Source organism: Actinomadura sp. ATCC 39365 (assembly GCF_054392275.1).
Genome location: NZ_CP184335.1, coordinates 7,249,527 through 7,265,620 on the forward strand (window position 1 = coordinate 7,249,527; position 16,094 = coordinate 7,265,620).

14 protein-coding genes and 1 pseudogene are annotated in these 16,094 nt (G+C 71.5%); 7 read left to right on the top strand and 8 right to left on the bottom strand.

The features are described 5' to 3' along the window. The first annotated feature begins 86 nt into the window (after positions 1-86). On the top strand, positions 87-761 hold the full coding sequence (locus ACNF49_RS35410) for a response regulator transcription factor (protein WP_352328085.1): 675 nt from the start codon (positions 87-89) through the stop codon (positions 759-761). Next, positions 754-2,100, top strand: coding sequence for a sensor histidine kinase (locus ACNF49_RS35415; RefSeq protein ID WP_482940291.1), 1,347 nt, complete (start codon positions 754-756; stop codon positions 2,098-2,100). Before ACNF49_RS35410 ends, ACNF49_RS35415 begins: the two co-directional genes overlap by 8 nt. A gap of 153 nt (positions 2,101-2,253) precedes the next feature. Here the strand turns inward: ACNF49_RS35415 and ACNF49_RS35420 are convergent, their stop codons facing one another. Then, a complete protein-coding gene (locus ACNF49_RS35420; RefSeq protein ID WP_352328087.1) occupies positions 2,254-3,123 on the bottom strand; it encodes a LysR family transcriptional regulator in 870 nt (289 codons plus the stop codon). 519 nt (positions 3,124-3,642) lie between these two features. Further along, complete coding sequence (locus ACNF49_RS35425; RefSeq protein WP_482940292.1) at positions 3,643-3,792, bottom strand: hypothetical protein; 150 nt, start codon at positions 3,790-3,792, stop codon at positions 3,643-3,645. Between ACNF49_RS35425 and ACNF49_RS35430 the strand changes: the two genes are divergently transcribed. Together ACNF49_RS35430 and ACNF49_RS35435 are read left to right on the top strand one after the other, a co-directional pair. Next, the gene (locus ACNF49_RS35430) at positions 3,791-4,861 is read left to right on the top strand and encodes a neutral zinc metallopeptidase (RefSeq protein ID WP_482940293.1); all 1,071 of its coding nucleotides are present in this window, start codon (positions 3,791-3,793) and stop codon (positions 4,859-4,861) included. The two genes, ACNF49_RS35425 and ACNF49_RS35430, sit on opposite strands and share 2 nt — an antisense overlap. 134 nt (positions 4,862-4,995) lie before the next feature. Continuing rightward, positions 4,996-6,561, top strand: a complete 1,566-nt coding sequence (locus ACNF49_RS35435) for an LCP family protein (RefSeq protein ID WP_482940294.1) — start codon at positions 4,996-4,998, stop codon at positions 6,559-6,561. A gap of 71 nt (positions 6,562-6,632) precedes the next feature. Here ACNF49_RS35435 and ACNF49_RS35440 read toward each other — a convergent pair whose 3' ends face one another. Together ACNF49_RS35440 and ACNF49_RS35445 are read right to left on the bottom strand one after the other, a co-directional pair. Beyond that, complete coding sequence (locus ACNF49_RS35440; protein ID WP_482940295.1) at positions 6,633-7,979, bottom strand: hypothetical protein; 1,347 nt, start codon at positions 7,977-7,979, stop codon at positions 6,633-6,635. A gap of 203 nt (positions 7,980-8,182) precedes the next feature. Further along, positions 8,183-10,219: a spermine/spermidine synthase domain-containing protein gene (locus tag ACNF49_RS35445; protein ID WP_482940296.1), complete on the bottom strand. Its 2,037-nt coding sequence runs from the start codon at positions 10,217-10,219 to the stop codon at positions 8,183-8,185. 185 nt (positions 10,220-10,404) lie between these two features. On the opposite strand from ACNF49_RS35445, the gene ACNF49_RS35450 reads away from it, so the two are divergent. Next, positions 10,405-11,763, top strand: coding sequence for a S8 family serine peptidase (locus tag ACNF49_RS35450; RefSeq protein WP_357969322.1), 1,359 nt, complete (start codon positions 10,405-10,407; stop codon positions 11,761-11,763). Between the two features lie 46 nt (positions 11,764-11,809). Here the strand turns inward: ACNF49_RS35450 and ACNF49_RS35455 are convergent, their stop codons facing one another. Continuing rightward, the gene (locus ACNF49_RS35455) at positions 11,810-12,535 is read right to left on the bottom strand and encodes an ABC transporter permease (protein WP_482940297.1); all 726 of its coding nucleotides are present in this window, start codon (positions 12,533-12,535) and stop codon (positions 11,810-11,812) included. Beyond that, positions 12,535-13,272, bottom strand: a complete 738-nt coding sequence (locus ACNF49_RS35460; protein WP_357969316.1) for an ABC transporter ATP-binding protein — start codon at positions 13,270-13,272, stop codon at positions 12,535-12,537. Before ACNF49_RS35460 ends, ACNF49_RS35455 begins: the two co-directional genes overlap by 1 nt. Before the next feature lie 66 nt (positions 13,273-13,338). Between ACNF49_RS35460 and ACNF49_RS35465 the strand changes: the two genes are divergently transcribed. Beyond that, positions 13,339-14,043 carry a TetR/AcrR family transcriptional regulator gene (locus ACNF49_RS35465; protein ID WP_482940298.1) on the top strand — a complete coding sequence of 235 codons (705 nt, stop codon included), beginning with the start codon at positions 13,339-13,341 and terminating at the stop codon, positions 14,041-14,043. On the opposite strand, the gene ACNF49_RS35470 is transcribed toward ACNF49_RS35465, so the two are convergent. Then, entirely contained in the window at positions 13,972-14,280 is a 309-nt protein-coding gene (locus ACNF49_RS35470) for a DUF4190 domain-containing protein (protein WP_357969310.1), read from the bottom strand. The two genes, ACNF49_RS35465 and ACNF49_RS35470, sit on opposite strands and share 72 nt — an antisense overlap. Before the next feature lie 118 nt (positions 14,281-14,398). Between ACNF49_RS35470 and ACNF49_RS35475 the strand changes: the two genes are divergently transcribed. Continuing rightward, positions 14,399-15,190: an ion transporter gene (locus tag ACNF49_RS35475; protein ID WP_482940299.1), complete on the top strand. Its 792-nt coding sequence runs from the start codon at positions 14,399-14,401 to the stop codon at positions 15,188-15,190. A gap of 125 nt (positions 15,191-15,315) precedes the next feature. Here the strand turns inward: ACNF49_RS35475 and ACNF49_RS35480 are convergent. Beyond that, a pseudogene (locus tag ACNF49_RS35480) lies at positions 15,316-16,092 on the bottom strand (low temperature requirement protein A); the annotation flags it as partial. Positions 16,093-16,094: the final 2 nt, after the last annotated feature.

A 16,094-nucleotide genomic window follows, 5' to 3' on the forward strand; every position in this document is an offset into this window, starting at 1 on the left:
TGCATCCTGTGGCCGGCCTGAGACTGTCTGAGACGCCTCTCAGCCTTCTCAGCGGCGTCTCAGCTCAGGGACGGGAGAATCAGCACATGAGAGTACTGGTCGTCGAGGACGAGCGGCGGATGGCCGCGGCCCTCCAGCGCGGGCTGCAGGCCGAGGGGTTCGCCGTGGACCTCGCCCACGACGGCGAGGAGGGCCTGCACGCGGCCCGGCAGGGCGACTACGACGTCGTGGTGCTGGACATCATGCTGCCGAGGCTGTCGGGCTACAACGTGTGCAAGCAGTTGCGCGCGGAGGAGAACTGGGTGCCGATCCTCATGCTGTCGGCCAAGGACGGCGAGTACGACATGGCCGACGGCCTCGACCTCGGCGCCGACGACTACCTGACCAAGCCCTTCTCGTACGTGGTGCTGGTGGCCAGGCTCCGGGCCCTGCTGCGGCGCGACTCGGGGCGGCGGCCGTCGGTGCTGGCGGCCGGCGACCTGACCCTCGATCCGGCCCGCCGGAAGGTGCAGCGGGGCGAGACGCCGGTGGAGCTGACGCCGCGGGAGTTCGCGCTGCTGGAGTTCCTGATGCGCCGCCGGGACGAGGTGGTGTCGAAGTCGGAGATCCTGGAACACGTGTGGGACACCTTCGACACCGACCCCAACGTGGTCGAGGTCTACGTCGGCTACCTGCGGCGCAAGGTCGACGCCCCCTTCGGCAGGAACGCTCTGCAGACCGTGCGCGGCGCGGGCTACCGGCTGGCGGGCGACGGTGGCTGACACCCCGATGGCCTGGTGGCGGCGTCAGGGGCTGCGGTTCAGGCTGACGGCCGCGGCGGCCGCCGTGCTGGCGCTGGCGCTGGCCCTGTCGGCCTCGGTGCTGCTGTCGGTGCTCGACCGGGCGCTGATCGACACGGTCGACACCTCGACCCGGCAGCAGGCGCAGACCGTACGCGTGGCGGCCGACGCCGGGACGCTGACCAGCCCGATCACCACGCATGACGGCACGATCGTCCAGGTGCTCGACCGCAGCGGGCGGATCACGCACGTCACGTACGGCACCGACCGGCTGGTGCCGCTGCTGGACGCGGCGGCCAGGGCCAGGGTGCTGCGCGAGGGGCGGGCGACGTTCCTGGACGGGCGGCCGTACGCGATCCCGGGGCCGCTGCGGGTGGTGGTGCTCAGCGCCGACCACGGGCAGACGGTGCTGGCGGCCAGGCCGATCGGCGAGATCCAGACGAGCCTGGGCGTGGCCGGACGGATCCTGCTGGTCGGCACGCCCGCGCTGGTCGTGCTGCTGGCGGTGGCGAGCTGGCTGATGATCGGCAGGACGCTGCGCCCGATCTCGTCGCTGCGCCGGGTCGCGGCCGAGATCACGCACACGGCGCGGTCCAGGCGGCTGCCGGTGCCGCAGTCGCGTGACGAGGTGTACGCCCTGGCCACCACGCTCAACGGCATGCTGGCCCGGTTGGAGGAGGCCGAGCAGCGCCAGCGCGCGCTGGTCTCCGACGCCGCCCACGAGCTGCGCAGCCCGCTGGCCAGCATCCGGCTCCAGCTGGAGGTGGCGCTCGGCCATCCGGAGGGCCAGGACTGGCGGGAGACCGCCGAGGGCGTGCTGGAGGACGCCCTGCGGCTGTCGAGGCTGGCCGAGGACCTGCTCGCGCTGGCCCGCCTGGACGAGCGCGGCGGCGTGCCGGCCCGCGACGAGCCGGTCAACCTCGACGAGGTGGTGCGCCAGGTCGCCGAGCGGTACGGCGAGGCCCGGCTGACCGCGTGCGACCCCGTGGTGGTGCGCGGGGACGCCCTCGACCTGAGCCGGGTGCTGACGAACCTGATGGACAACGCTGTCCGGCACACCTCCTCGAAGGTCGAGGTGGCGCTGACCGCCGACGGCGTGCTGACGGTGACCGATGACGGGCCCGGCATCCCCGAGCAGGACCGGGAGCGGGTGTTCAACCGGTTCACCCGGCTGGACTCCGGGCGCAGCAGGGACGAGGGCGGTGCGGGGCTGGGGCTGGCGATCGTCCGGGAGACCGTGCGTGCCCACGGGGGGACGGTGGTCCTGCAGGACGCGGCGCCGGGCCTGCGTGCCGTGGTCCGCCTTCCGGTGTCCCGCTAGGCGGGCGTCGGCCGGAGCGATCGGCGGGAGCTCGGCGGGGATACCGGCCCGCGCGACGCGTTCGGGGCGCCGGCGGGCTGCGGTCAGTGGCGGGGGCGGTGCGGGGGACGGTGCGGGGGACGGGGACTGCGGGGGATCATGGAACGTTCCTGGTCAGGCGGCTGTGCCCTTCTCCGCGGTGGACAGAAAGTCCTGGGCGATGAGGGGCAGGCGGCGGCGTGCGTGCACCACGGCGATGACGCGCCGCACGGCCGGTTCGAGTGAGCGCACCACCAGGCCCGCCCTGGCGGCCTGGTCGGCCATGCCGCGGTACCACAGCAGCGAGGCCTGGCCGGCGCGGACCGCGTTCAGCCAGCCGTTGCGCTCGTCGGTCTCCAGGACGACCACGGGGGTGACGGCGTACTTGCCGAACATGGCGTCGAGCTCCCTGCGCCGCGAGCTGCCGCGGGCGGGCAGCGCCAGGCGCATCCCGTGGAGCTTGCCCATGGGGACCGGGTTGGGCAGGTCGAGCCCGGGCGGGGAGATCAGCACGATCTCCTGGCGTTCGAGCGGGTGGGTGATGAGGTCGGTGGGCACGGGCAGATCGGTGAGCCCGAGGTCGGCCCGCTGATCCCGGATGGCGCTGACGACGCCGTCGCGGCCGTCGCAGCGCACGATGTGCACGCGTACCCCTGGGTGCTCGGCCGCGTAGGCAGGGAGCAGCCGCCCCGCGAGTCCGGGTTCGAGACTCGGGGTGGAGGCGATGCGCAGTTCGGCCTCCGTCACGCCGGCGTGGTTGGCCAGGCCCTCGATCTCGTGCACGGCGTCGAGCGCCTCCCTCGCCAGCTTGACCACGCGGCGGCCCTGGGCGGTGACCACCACGCCGCGGCCGGAGCGGGCGAAGAGCGTCATGCCGAGCTCTCGCTCAAGATCGCGGATCGCGCGGGACAGCGCAGGCTGCGCGATGTAGAGCGACCTGGCCGCGTCGGTCATGGTGCGGTGCTCCGCAGTCGCGACCACATAGCGGAGCTGCTGGAGATTCATGCCAACGAAGCTAGGACACCGCCCTGCTCCGGGACCGGTAGATAGCGGAGATCACCTCGATTGATTTCGGAGCGTGACCGAGTACCGCTACATCCGTGACGGGTGATAAATCAGTATGCTTTTGCCCCAAATTTGGCAAAGATCCTTTGGGGTCTGCCGCAAAGCCGTGCATTGCAGACAAGCGGCTTAACGGGGAGACACGGTGACAGCAAACGGGCAATATCCACCTCCGCCACAAGGGCCCGGGCAGCCCCTGCGGCCCCCTTCGCGACCCTGGCCGCCGCCGGGCTACGGGCAGCCGCAGCCGCAGCCGCAGGGCGGTCACCCCTACCCGCAGGCGCCCCCGCCCCCGAACCCGCCGCAGGGCCCTCCGCAGGGCCCGCCGCCCGGTTCTCAGCCCTATCCGCCGCAGCCGCCCCCGCCGCGGGGCTATCCGCCGCAGCCGCCGGCCCCGCAGGGCTACCCGCCGCAGGGCCACCCCCAGGGCCCCCCACAGGGCCCGCCACAGCCCCCGCAGGGCTACCCGCCGCAGGGCCATCCGCCGCGCGGCCCGCAGTATCCGCCGCCGCAGTACGGGCAGCAGTACCAGCCGCCGCCACCGCCGCCGCCGCCCATGCCGGCCATGCCGACGAGGCAGTGGCCGCAGCAGCCGAGGAAGAAGTCCGGCATGGGGGTCGCCGGCGTCCTCGGGGCCGTGTTCGGGTCGCTGGCCGCGCTGTTCGTGCTGATCGTCATCGGGGCGGCGATGCTGAAGTCGTCCTCGCACACGGAGACGACCACGCCGGTCGCGCTCCCGTCGTACGAGCCGTCGCGGACCGACGAGCCCTTCCCCAGCCACGAGCCGACGCACGACACCTCGTCGCAGGAGCCGACCCAGGAACAGACGCAGCAGCCGACCCAGGAACCGACCCAGGAGCCGACCCAGGAGCCGACGCAACAGCCGTCGCAGCGGCCCACCGAGCGGCCGACCCAGGAGACGGTCACGCCGCCCAAGCAGGTCACGCTCAACACCAGCCTGAAGAACAACACCCTCTACCGGGCAGGCAGCCTGCCCCGGGTGAACTGCCGGGCCGGGAACACGAACATCTTCAGCCACAGCCAGCTCAAGGCGCTGATCCTGAAGACCGGCCGGTGCATGGACAAGGCGTGGGGGCCGATCCTGCAGCGGCAGGGCATCGCGTTCAGCCCGCCGAACTACGCCGTGGCGTCCGGGCGCGGACGGGGCGCGTGCGGCGACTATCCGTCGGCCGGGAGCATGGTGCCGTACTACTGCCCGCGCAACAACACGATCTACGCCTCCACCTCGGCGATGTCCAGGGGCAACGGCAACGCCCGCGGCTACGGCCAGATCATCTCCTGGCACGGCGGCATCATCAGCATGATGGCCCACGAGTACGGCCACCACGTCCAGAACATCACCGGCGTGATGGACTCCTGGTGGCAGGGCACCATCAACTCCTCCAGCCAGAGCGGCAAGCTGGCGCTGAGCAGGAAGCTGGAGCTGCAGGCCACCTGTCTCGGCGGCATGTGGATGCGCTCGGTCGCCTCGTCCTACCCGGTGCCGTCCTCGCTGCGCTCGCGGCTGTTCTGGTTCTACGCGCAGGTGGGCGACTACCCCGGCTATCCGCGCGACCACGGCACGCCCGCCAACAACAACCGCTGGTTCCGGCAGGGGTGGGAGCGGGACAAGACGTACCAGTGCAACACGTGGCTGGCGCCGTCCTCGACGACCTCCTGAGCGACACGTGGCGTTCATCTCATGTTGAAGAGTTGTCTCTGATGTCCAGGTATGGGGGCTAGAATCCTGGCAATCTTGTGCCCGACATGGGGCGAACATCATTTTTTGCCTGGTAGGCGTGCGAAGGAGCCGGTGTGAGCAAGCGCGATGGGGGAGACACCGTGCCCGGAAGCGCCAAACGGCGGACTCCACGCCCGCGCAAGGGCTCCTCCCCCGCGCCGCGCTTCGCCAAACCCCTGACGACTGCCTCCGTCATCGGCTGGACGGCTCTGTCCGCCCTGGTGCCCGGCGCCGCGCATCTGCGGGCCGGGCGCCGTCGTACCGGGCTGATCATGGTCGGCGCGTACGCGGTGGTGCTGCTCGCGGCCCTGGCCTTCGGCCTGACCCGGGATCTGAGCAACCTGACGGGCCTGGCCGAGGACGGCGCCATGGTCACGGTGATCGTCATCGCGGCCGCGTGCGCGCTGGCCTGGTTCGCCGTGATCGCCGTCTCGTACGTGGCGCTGGGCCCCAACAGGCTGAACCAGCAGGGCCAGGTGGTGACCGGGATCGTCGTGGGCGTGCTGTGCGTGGCCGTCATGTCGCCGTTCGCGCTGACGGCCAACTACGTGCTGGCCGGGCGGAACGCCGTCAACGCGATCTTCCCGTCGCACCCGGACCCGGAGAACCCCGTCCAGATCAAGAACCCCGAGGACCCCTGGGACGGCAAGACCCGGGTGAACTTCCTGCTGGTCGGCGGTGACGCCGCGGGCAACCGGGTGGGCGTGCGCACCGACAGCATGACGGTGGCCAGCGTGGACACCAGGACCGGCAACACCGTGCTGTTCAGCCTGCCGCGCAACCTGCAGCACGTGCGTTTCCCGCCGTCCTCGCCGCTGCACAAGCACTTCCCCAACGGCTACATGGCCGATCTGCCCAACGGCGGCCTGCTCAACGAGGTCTGGCAGTACGCCAACGACAACCCGCAGCTCATGGGCGGCAAGAACCGCGGCCCGCGGGCCCTCATGGACGCCATCGGCTACACCCTGAACCTCAGGATCGACTACTACGCCCTGATCAACATGTACGGCTTCGCCGCCCTGGTGGACGCCATCGGCGGCCTGAAGATCCGGGTCGAGGAGGACGTCAAGTGGGGCGGCCACTTCGGCACCGCGGGCACGATCAAGGCGGGCTACCGCAAGCTGTCGGGCGAGCAGGCCCTGTGGTACGGCCGCTCCCGCGTCAACAGCGACGACTTCTCCCGGATGGGACGCCAGCGCTGCGTCATCGGCGCCTTCGCCCAGCAGGCCACGCCCGGCGTGATCCTGACGAACTTCACCAAGATCGCCGGGGCGGCCAAGCGGCTGGCCCAGACGAACATCCCGCGTCCGCTCGTCGCGCCGCTGGCGGACCTGGCGCTCAAGGTCAAGGACGCCAAGATCACCAGCCTGCAGTTCGTCCCGCCGGACTTCTACTCGGGCAGGCCCGACTGGATCAAGATCCGGGCGGCCGCGAAGAAGGCGATCGCCGACTCCGACCGCTCCGCCCGCCAGGCCCAGACCGCCAACGTGACCGCCTCCCCCGGCTCCCCGACGGCCACCCCGTCGCGGACCCGTACGCAGGCCCAGACGGGCACGCAGGCGGGCACGCCGACCGAGACCCCGACCCGCAACAGCCAGCGGGGCGGCGCGAAGTCCCTGACGGAGCTGTGCGGCCTGTGATCGTCACCCCCGCCGGAGCCCGGCTCCGGCGGGGGCTCTGACGGCGAGAGGCCGGGCCCGCTCGTTTCAGGTCACTTCGACAGGTGCCCGAGGATCCAGTCGGCGAGCGTGCCGGTGACCGTGCCGTGTTCGGAGTTGTCGGAGTCGCACTGGTAGTCGTCCAGCTCGCTCTGCTCCGGCGACAGGGCGGTGATGTCGGTGTAGAGGTCCACGGTCCAGTCCACGGGGTCGTACTGGAGCGCGACGGCGCTCACGGTGGGGACGAAGCAGGCCGACCGGAACCGGCCGGCGATCGGCGCGCCGAACGCGTCGGCGACCATGCCGTAGGAGGCCAGCGTGCCGCCGGGCGCCCCGTCGAAGGGCGCGACGTCGCTGGTGTAGCTGGTGCTGGCCCACAGCGGGACGGCTCGCATGCCGCCCACCCGCTGACGGGCGCCCCGGTCCGGCTGGGTGCGCACGGTGGCGCCGGCCAGCCCGTCCAGCGCGGTCCACTCGAAGGCCAGGGCGTCGGGCGGCACGTTCCGGCCGGTGCCGTCGGCGGCGCCGTTGGAAACGCCGAGCTTGCGCGGCCTGAGCGGGAACCAGCCGGCGGCGCGCAGGTCCTCGATGAACGCCAGGCGCAGCGGGCTGGCCGTGGCGACCGGCCCGGAGTAGCGCCCGTCTCGGACCCAGCCCCACAGGAGCTGCTGCGCGGCCGGGCTCCTGATCAGGTCGGCCGGGCCGGGCGTGCCGGGGGCGGCCGGCGCGAGGGCCTCGGCGAAGTAGGCGAGCTGTTGCAGGATCAGCGGGATCCAGGCGCCGTTGTGCGGCGAGTCGTAGGACAGGTAGGTCATCGTCTGGTGGTCCTCGCGGCGGCGTTCCATCTCCGCCAGCGCGTAGCGGGTGACCAGGCCGCCCGCACCGAGGCCGCCGACGATCAGCGGCGTGGTGCCGAGCCGCTCGCGGATCGCGCGGCCCACGCACGTCGCCGCGACCCCGGCGTTGGCCTGGATGTGGGTGTGGCGGGCGGCGAAGCCGAGCAGCACGACGTCGATGCCCTGGGCGAGGAGCCGGCTGAGCAGCCGGTCGCCGTGCGGCGGGTACGGCGCGTCGAGCCGCCCCCACAGCCCGGCCAGGTCGCTGGGCCCGTGGCCGAACCCGTCGGCGAAGATCATGGGGCGGACGAGCGCGTCGTGGCCCGGGGCGAGATGGACGGCGGCCGTCCCCGTGGCGAGCCGGCCCTGGTAGGGCCAGGCGGAGGTGAGCTCCCACCGCGCGTCGGGCTCGCGGTGTTCCCCGGAGCCGCCGGGGTCCTGTGTGAAGAACACCCCCGTGGGGAGCGCTCCGGCGACCTGTTCCGCGCGTCCGGCGGGCGCGGGCTCGCACTCCTGTGCCGGAACGCGCTCGACGTCGATCCTGGCCGCCCCTGGTGTCGCCATGACTGTCACCTTTTCTCGTGGGTTACCGGATGTGACCCCCGATTCGCGTGCCCGCCTTTCTGAATATCGTTCGATCTTTTTCCGGATTCGATGACGTCTCCAGCTCACCTCGCCCACGGCGACAAATCAACCCGCGCCGCCGACAATTCACCCTGACCACCGGTCAAGGCATTACAGAAGACCGCGCAGGCCATTTCCATTTGTCACACGAGCGCGGTCTTTCGCGGCATCAGCGCCAGGGCGCCCAGGTAGAGCAGGGCGGCCACGATGAGCAGGCCCTTGTAGCCGATCACCAGCGCCAGGTACTCCAGGCAGCCGCCGACCATCGCGCCGAGCAGGTTCGCGCCGAAGGACGTGGTCGCGTCGGCGGTGTCGGAGAACCGTTTGGCGAAGACCACGTTCGCGGCGAAGATCGGCAGGAACGCCACCGTCACGGCCGCCACGGCGCGCAACGGCACCGGCAGCGACAACAACCACGCGTTCGGCACCAGCCAGGCCAGCAGCAGGCCGGCCAGCAGCACGGCGTACATGACGGGCAGCGGCGGGGTGCGGAAGCGGCGGGTCACCTCGACGGCGGCGAGCACGGCGACCAGCACCCCGGCGAAGACGATCGCGTTGACCACCCAGGTGGTGCCGAACAGCAGCGCGAAGCCCGTCACGCTCTTGGTCTCCAGCAGCAGGAACGCCACCCCGAGCAGGAACAGGTCGGAGTAGGGCTTCATGCGCCCGTAGGGGCCCGCCACCACGCGGACGGCCAGCAGGCTGACGATGAGGATCAGGCCGAGGGTGATGATGTAGATCGGCGGGATCGTCCGGTCCTTCAGGTAGAGGAAGGGGCGGTCGTCGTCGGCGGGGGCCGGGGTGCCGGCGGCGGCGCCGGGCCACTGGCTCGCGCAGCGCTGGTCGGCGGCGGTCAGGCCGGCGGTGATGACGGCCTGCTGGCCGGCGGCGCTGACCACGTCGACGCACGGCCTGTGGCCGAAGGCGGTCTGCATGGTCGAGGCCAGGCGGTCGACCAGCCAGCTCTCGCGGTAGTAGTTGTACATCGAGAACGTGCCGCCCGGCCGCAGGTGGGCACGGGCGGCCTGCATGGCCTCCTCGGTGAACAGGTAGCTCTCCAGGCGCAGCGAGCTGGCCCCGGACACGAGGGTGAGCGAGTCGGGCAGGGCGAACAGGATCAGGTCGTAGCGGTCGCCGCTGCGCTCCAGGAAGGCGCGGCCGTCGGTGATGTGGGTGGTGACGCGCGGGTCGTCGTAGGGCTTGTCGGGGTGCACGCTGCCGCCCAGCTCGCGCAGCTTGGGGTCGATCTCGACGGCGTCGACGTGCTGGGCGCCCTTGGACAGCGCGATGGCCACGTCGGTGCCGCTGCCCGCGCCGACGATCAGCACGTCCTTGGGCGGCCTGGTGGTGCGCTCGTAGGGCAGCCCGTACTGGCGTTCCCACTGCAGGCGGGCGTAGGCGGGCACGGCCTGCTGGTGCGGGATGCCGTTGACGGAGATGTCGGTGACCGGCACGCCGAGCATCTGCATCGCCTTGTAGGTGACCTTGTAGTACGGCGACCACAGCGCCCCGGCCGTCAGCGTCTCCGACAGCAGCAGGCCGGCGACCAGGAGCGAGGGCAGGACCACCAGGCCCAGGTAGAGCGAGCGGGGCCGGGGCACCAGGAGCAGGCCGTAGCACAGGGCCGCGACGACCCCCCAGAACACCGGCGGCGCCGACAGGAACGACAGCGCCGTGAACGCGGCGATGCCGCTGAGGCTGCCGATCAGGTCGTAGCGGTAGGCCTCCAGGCGCGGCAGCTCGGGGAAGCAGCGCCCGACCAGTTCGGCGGGCCCCATGAGCACCGCCGCCGCGGCGACGAAGATCACCGGCAGGATCAGCCAGGCGGGCGGCCCGACGGTGCCCAGGCTCGTCCAGTACAGGACGCCCTCGGTGTTGCGGTCGACCGTCACCGGGAAGGCCAGCACGAGGGCCACCAGGACGAGCAGGACGACCGGCGAGTAATAGGGCTGGCGGCGCGAGCGCCCCACGCGCAGGAATCCGAGCCCGATTCCAAGAAAAGAACCGAGCAGGACAAAATTGGTGAAATAGCTCAGATGAACGATGTTCGAGCCGGTCCACCGGATGAGCGCCAGTTCGAGGAAGAGCATGAAGGCACTGGCGAGGATGAGCCTCGGCCGGACCGGCAGCCAGTGTTGTCTTTCCCCGTCGGAAACCGGCGTCTGCGCCTGGAGCGTCATGATGCATCACCGTAGTGAACAGACCGAAAACAAGGAAGCCTGACGCCCCGGAAACAATTATGGTCCGCTTCGCCAGTTATGCGATGTTTTCGCAGGTCACAACCGCCGTAAGGGGCTGGACGCGCCTTGACGGATGCAGGAATGTTGGGTCGTTCCTTTGCCCCCATTACGTTCGGTGGTGACTCATGCGGGTCCTGATCCAGCTCCGTCCCTCCCCCGATCTGGTCGCGGCGGTCGCCGACCCCGGCCAGACCGCCACCACGGCCGACGTCGCCGACGGCCTGCCCGGCGTCGAACTCGACACGGGCTTCACACCGGTCGCCGTGCCGAGGCCGGTCCCCGCGGCCGGCGGCGATCCCCTCTCCCTCCACCAGCCCCTCGACTTCTCGCTGGCCGCCGAGGACGCCTCCGTGCTCGTCCGCGGCACGATCTCCGACGACGAGCTGACCTCGCGGGTGACGCTGCTGCCCACGCTGCGCCCCGACGTCGTCGGGGTGTTCGCCGACCCGGTGATCGAGTCCAGCCTGACCTGCGGCGGCGATCCGCCGGTGGGCGACTGGCACGACGTCGAGCGCCTGCTGAACGTGGCCGGGCTGCACGCCGAAGGGCTCGACGGCGCCGGGGTGGCGCTGGCCGTCCTGGACACCGGCATCAACGCCGCGCACGTGGCCCGCCAGCTCGGCCGCGGCGTCACGCTGGACGCCGAGCGGAGCTGGAGCCCCTCCGGCGTCACCGGCCGGGCCGGCCAGTTCGAGGTCGACCACGGCACGATGTGCGCCTTCGACGCGCTCATCGCGGCGCCGCAGGCGTCCCTGATCGACGTCCCGCTGCTGCGGTCGGCCCGGCCGGGCGGCTCGGCGCTCGACGGCCTGCTGTCGGACGCGGTGGCCGCCTTCACGCATCTGCGCACGGTGCTGGAGGCCCAGCCCGTGGCGTCCAGGTCGCTGGTGGTGAGCAACTCGTGGGGGTCGTTCTCCCCCGAGTGGGACTTCCCCGTGGGGCATCCCGGCAACTACTCCGACAACGCCGCCCACCCGTTCAACCTGGTCGTGGCCAGTCTCGACCGGGCGGGCGCGGACGTGCTGTTCGCGGCGGGCAACTGCGGCAGGCAGTGCCCCGACGGCCGGTGCGCCTTCCCCAACCGGCCCATCGGAGGCGCCAACTCCCATCCCAAGGCGCTGTCGATCGGCGGGGTCGACGTCAACGGCGAGCGGGTGGGCTACTCCTCGCAGGGGCCGGGGCGGCTGACCGCGCGCAAGCCCGATGTGTGCGCGTACACGCACTTCTCGGGGTCGCGGGCGTTCGGCGACGGCGAGCCGGACACGGGCACCTCGGCGGCGACGCCGGTGGCCGCCGGGCTGGTGGCCGCGGTGCGCACCCGGTGGCCGGCCGCCAAGCTGTCGCCGGCGCAGCTGCGGGCGCTGCTGCGGCGCACCGCCGAGGACCGCAGCGAGGTGGGCTTCGACTACGACTACGGCTACGGGACGGTCGATCCGGCGGGCATCCTGGCCGCGCTGCACCGGCGGACCAGAGCCGCGGCCTGAGCGCGGCCCTGGGCACGGGCGGGCGGGCCGTCCCGGAGCGGCCCGCTCACGCGGTCTCCCGGTTGAACACGCGGGCCCCCACGGTCAGACCGACCGCGGCCAGCACGACCGTGACGGCCACGCCGAGCCCGACCGTGCCGGTGGCGTAGTGGCCGGCGAACAGGTCGCGCAGCGCCTCCAGGACGTACCTGAAGGGGCTGAGGTGCGACAGCGCGTCCAGCCAGCCGGGCGCCATCGACATCGGCAGGAAGGCGCCCGACAGCAGCACCAGCGGGATGACCGCCGTCGACATCACCGGCGCGAAGAGCTGCTCGCCGATGGTCAGCGCGACGGCGTACGACAGGGCGGCCAGGCTCGCCCCCAGCACCACGACCAGCACGAACCCGGCCGCTAGTCCGGCGACCGGCACCCGCATCCCGAAGGCGAACCCGACGGCCAGCACCATCGCCGTCTGGACGGCCATCGTCACGACGTTGTCGAGCACCCGCCCGAGCAGCAGGGCCAGGCGGCTGGCCGGGGTGACGCGCAGCCGTTCCAGCACGCCGAAGCGCCTGTCGAAGACCACCCCGAACCCGGCCAGCCCCATGCTCATCAGGCCGAGCTGGACGATCAGCCCCGGCACCAGCACCTCCCAGGTGCCGAACGTGGCGAAGATCGGCCCGAACAGCACCAGGAACAGCAGCGGCTGGACGGCGCCGAAGACGATGCCGAGCTTCTGTCGCAGGGTGGCGCGCAGGGAGTGGCGGAACAGCACCCAGGTGTCGCGCAGCATCAGACCCCCGCCTCCTCGCGCAGCGACCGGCCGGTGATGTCGAGGAACGCCTCGTCGAGCGTGCGGCCCGCCTTGAGCTCGGCCGGGGTGCCCGCGGCGGCGATCCGGCCGTCGTCGATGATCAGCAGCCGGTCGCAGAGCGCGTCGGCCTCGTCCAGGTAGTGGGTGGTCAGGAAGATCGTCACGCCGTGCTCCTCGCGCAGGGAGCGGACGTGCTCCCACAGGTTGGCGCGGCTCTGGGGGTCCAGGCCGGTGGTCGGCTCGTCCAGGAAGAGCAGACGGGGGTCGTGCAGCAGGGCGAAGGCGATGTCGAAGCGGCGCCGCTGGCCGCCCGACAACGCGCCGCCCACGCGCTCCTCCAGGCCGGCCAGGCCGAGCCGGGCCAGCACCTCGCGGTACCTGGACCTGGACTCGGCCCTGGTCAGGCCGTACAGCATGCCCTGGAGCTCCAGTTGCTCGGCGAGCGGGGCCATGACGTTGACGCCGCCGCCCTGCGAGACGTAGCCGATGCGGCGGCGCACCTCGCGCGGGTCGCCCAGCAGGTCGCGGCCCGCCACGGTGGCGGTGCCCGAGGTGGGGCGGAGCAGGGTCGTCAGCATGCGCATGGTCGTGGTCTTGCCGGCGCCGTTGGGCCCGAGGAAGCCGACGATCTGGCCGGCCTCCACCGAGATGTCGACGCCTTTGACGGCCTCCACGCCGCCGTCGAAGGTCTTGGTCAGACCTGTGGTTCTCAACATGTGATCGCCTCCAAAATTAGGGTAGCCACAATTTTGGAGTCACTGCAAGTTCGGTATCATGGCGGCATGGAAGAGGGGCTGCGGGAGCGCAAGAAGCGGGAGACCAGGCAGCGCATCGCGGACGTGGCGATGGGCCTGTTCATGACGCGCGGGTTCGACCCCGTGACGGTGGCCGAGATCGCCCGCACCGCGGACGTGTCCGTCAACACGGTGTTCAACTACTTCCCGACCAAGGAAGACCTGTTCGCCGACCGGCAGGAGCTGGTGACCGACCTGCCGCAGCAGGTGGTGCGCGGGCGGCGGCCCGGGGAGAGCGTGGCACGGGCCTTCCGGCGCGACTTCCTGGAGGCCCTCGACTCACGCCACTGGCGCTACGGCCTCAACGAGGGCGGCGACGTGTTCGCCCGCATCGTCAACGGCAGCCCGTCACTGGTGGCCAAGCTGCGCGAGCTGCACGTCGCGCGGGAGCGGGCGCTGGCCCGCGCCCTGGCCGACGAGCTCGACGCCGACCCCGACGACCTGACCCCGCAGATGGTGGCGACGCACATCCTCGGCACGACCAGGATCCTCACCACGCACGCGGTGACCCGGATGCTGGCCGGCGAGAGCTGGGAGACGATCGCGCCCGACCTGCGGGCCCAGGCCACGGCGGCCTTCGACCTGCTGGAGTCGGGCATCGGAGACTACTGCGTGCGGCCCTCAGCCGGAGAAGACGGCCGACAGGACGCCGGCCCCGAGCCCGAGGACCATGAACACGCCCCCGAGGATTAGCAGGATGCTGGCGATCATGCCGCAGATGCGGCCGGCCTGCACCGCGCCGCGGTTGTCGTAGGCGTAGCCGCTGGCGTCGATCTCCTTGAGCGCCTTGTTGCCCATCGACCAGGCGAAGGGGCCGAGGATGCCGCAGACCACCAGGCTGAGGATGCCGAGCACGAGGATCGTGGTGCCGTTGGGGTGACTCTGGGGCGGCGGCCCGTAATAGGACGGACCGTAGTTCGGATACGACATGCCCCTTGCGCCCCCTTGCCCCGGTGACTGTCAGGTGCGATTTATACCACAGGCGCCTCCTTGATCATGTTGCTGCATCATGGAACGGCACATGACCGATCTTTAGGAGCTTGCCCCCGTGCGTGAACGCGTCCGTGCCCTCCTCGCCGACCGGCGTTTCCAGCGCTTCATCGTCGGCGTCATCCTGGTCAACGCGGCCACCCTCGGCCTGGAGACCGTTCCCGCCGTCGTCGGGGAGTTCGGCCACCTGCTGGTCGCCATCGACCACGTCGCCCTCTACATCTTCGTGGCCGAGCTGCTGGCCAAGGTCTACGTCGAGCGTTCGGCGTTCGTGCGCGACCCGTGGAACCTGTTCGACACCCTGATCGTGGGCATCGCCCTGGTCCCGGCGACCGGCGGGCTGTCGGTGCTGCGCTCGCTGCGCATCCTGCGGGCCCTGCGGCTGCTGTCGGTGGTGCCGAGCCTGCGCCGGGTGGTCTCGGCGCTGCTGCGCGCCCTGCCCGGGATGAGCTCGATCGTGCTGCTGCTCTCCCTGGTCCTGTACGTCGCCGCCGTCATGGCCACCAAGCTGTACGGCGGCGACTCCCCCGAGCGCTTCGGCAGCCTGCCGACCTCGCTGTTCACCCTCTACCAGACGATGACCGGGGACGACTGGGGCAACATCGCCCGCGAGGTGATGGGCGCCCACCCCACGGCCTGGATCTTCTTCACCATCTTCATCCTGGTCTGCACGTTCGTCGTGCTGAACCTGTTCATGGCGGTCGTGGTCAGCGCCATGGACGAGGAGTCGGCCGAGGAGCGCGCCGCGCTGGAGCAGGACAACAACCTGCACACCCTGCGCATCCTGGAGGAGCTGAGCGCCCTGCGCCGCGAGGTCGCCGAGCTACGCCGGCAGGACGTCGCCGGCTGAGCGCACCTGGTCAGAATGCTCGGAGCCGGTCCGGCCGGGCCGGTAGACCAGCCGCCACAGGGCCACCGCCACCCGGCGCGCAGGGCCACGCCGAGCACGGCCGAGGCGGCGCAGTACAGCGCCAGCCCGCCGCCCAGCACCCACCCGGTGCCGTGGTGCAGGGACTGCGCCGGCTCGGCGGCGACGACGCCGAGCCCCGCCGTGGCCGTCAGCCCGGCGGTCATGGCGAAGTGCGCGGGCAGCGCGACGTACGGCGGCAGGCCGCGCTCGGCGGCCCCCGGCACGGTGGTCAGGCCGTACTGGAAGGTCAGCCACCACAGGGCGACGATCAGCCCGAACCCGGCCGCGGCGGCGACGGCGAGCTCCGGCCCCCACAAGTGGCCCGAGGCCGAGACGACGACCTGCATGACCGCCTCGCCCAGCACGATGATCACGAACAGGCCGTAGCGCGTCGAGCCGTCGGCCCAGATGGAGGCGACCCAGGGGAACAGCCCGGCGCCGAGCTGGGCCGCCGGCCAGGCCGTCATGATCGTGCCGGCGTGCTGGATCGACCGGGAGGCGCTGATCCGGCAGACGATGTACGCCGCGATGAACCACCCGTCGTGCGTGCCGGCCGCCCTGTCGATCTCGTGGGCCACGTCGGGCGCGGCGGCGGCCATCACCGCGATGCCGAACATGCCGACCAGCATGCTGCGCACCCGGGTCCGGCCGGCCCGGACGTTGGAGTAGAGCGTCAAGGACGTCCAGACGCTCCACACCGCGTAGTAGAGCACCACGAACAGGACGACGTTCGTCCAGGTCGGATGCAGCAGCCGATGGGCGAGCTGGGCGACCGCCACGACGACGACCAGGTCGAAGAACAGCTCCAGCCAGCTCGCGTGGCGCTCTCCCGCTTCAGTCACGG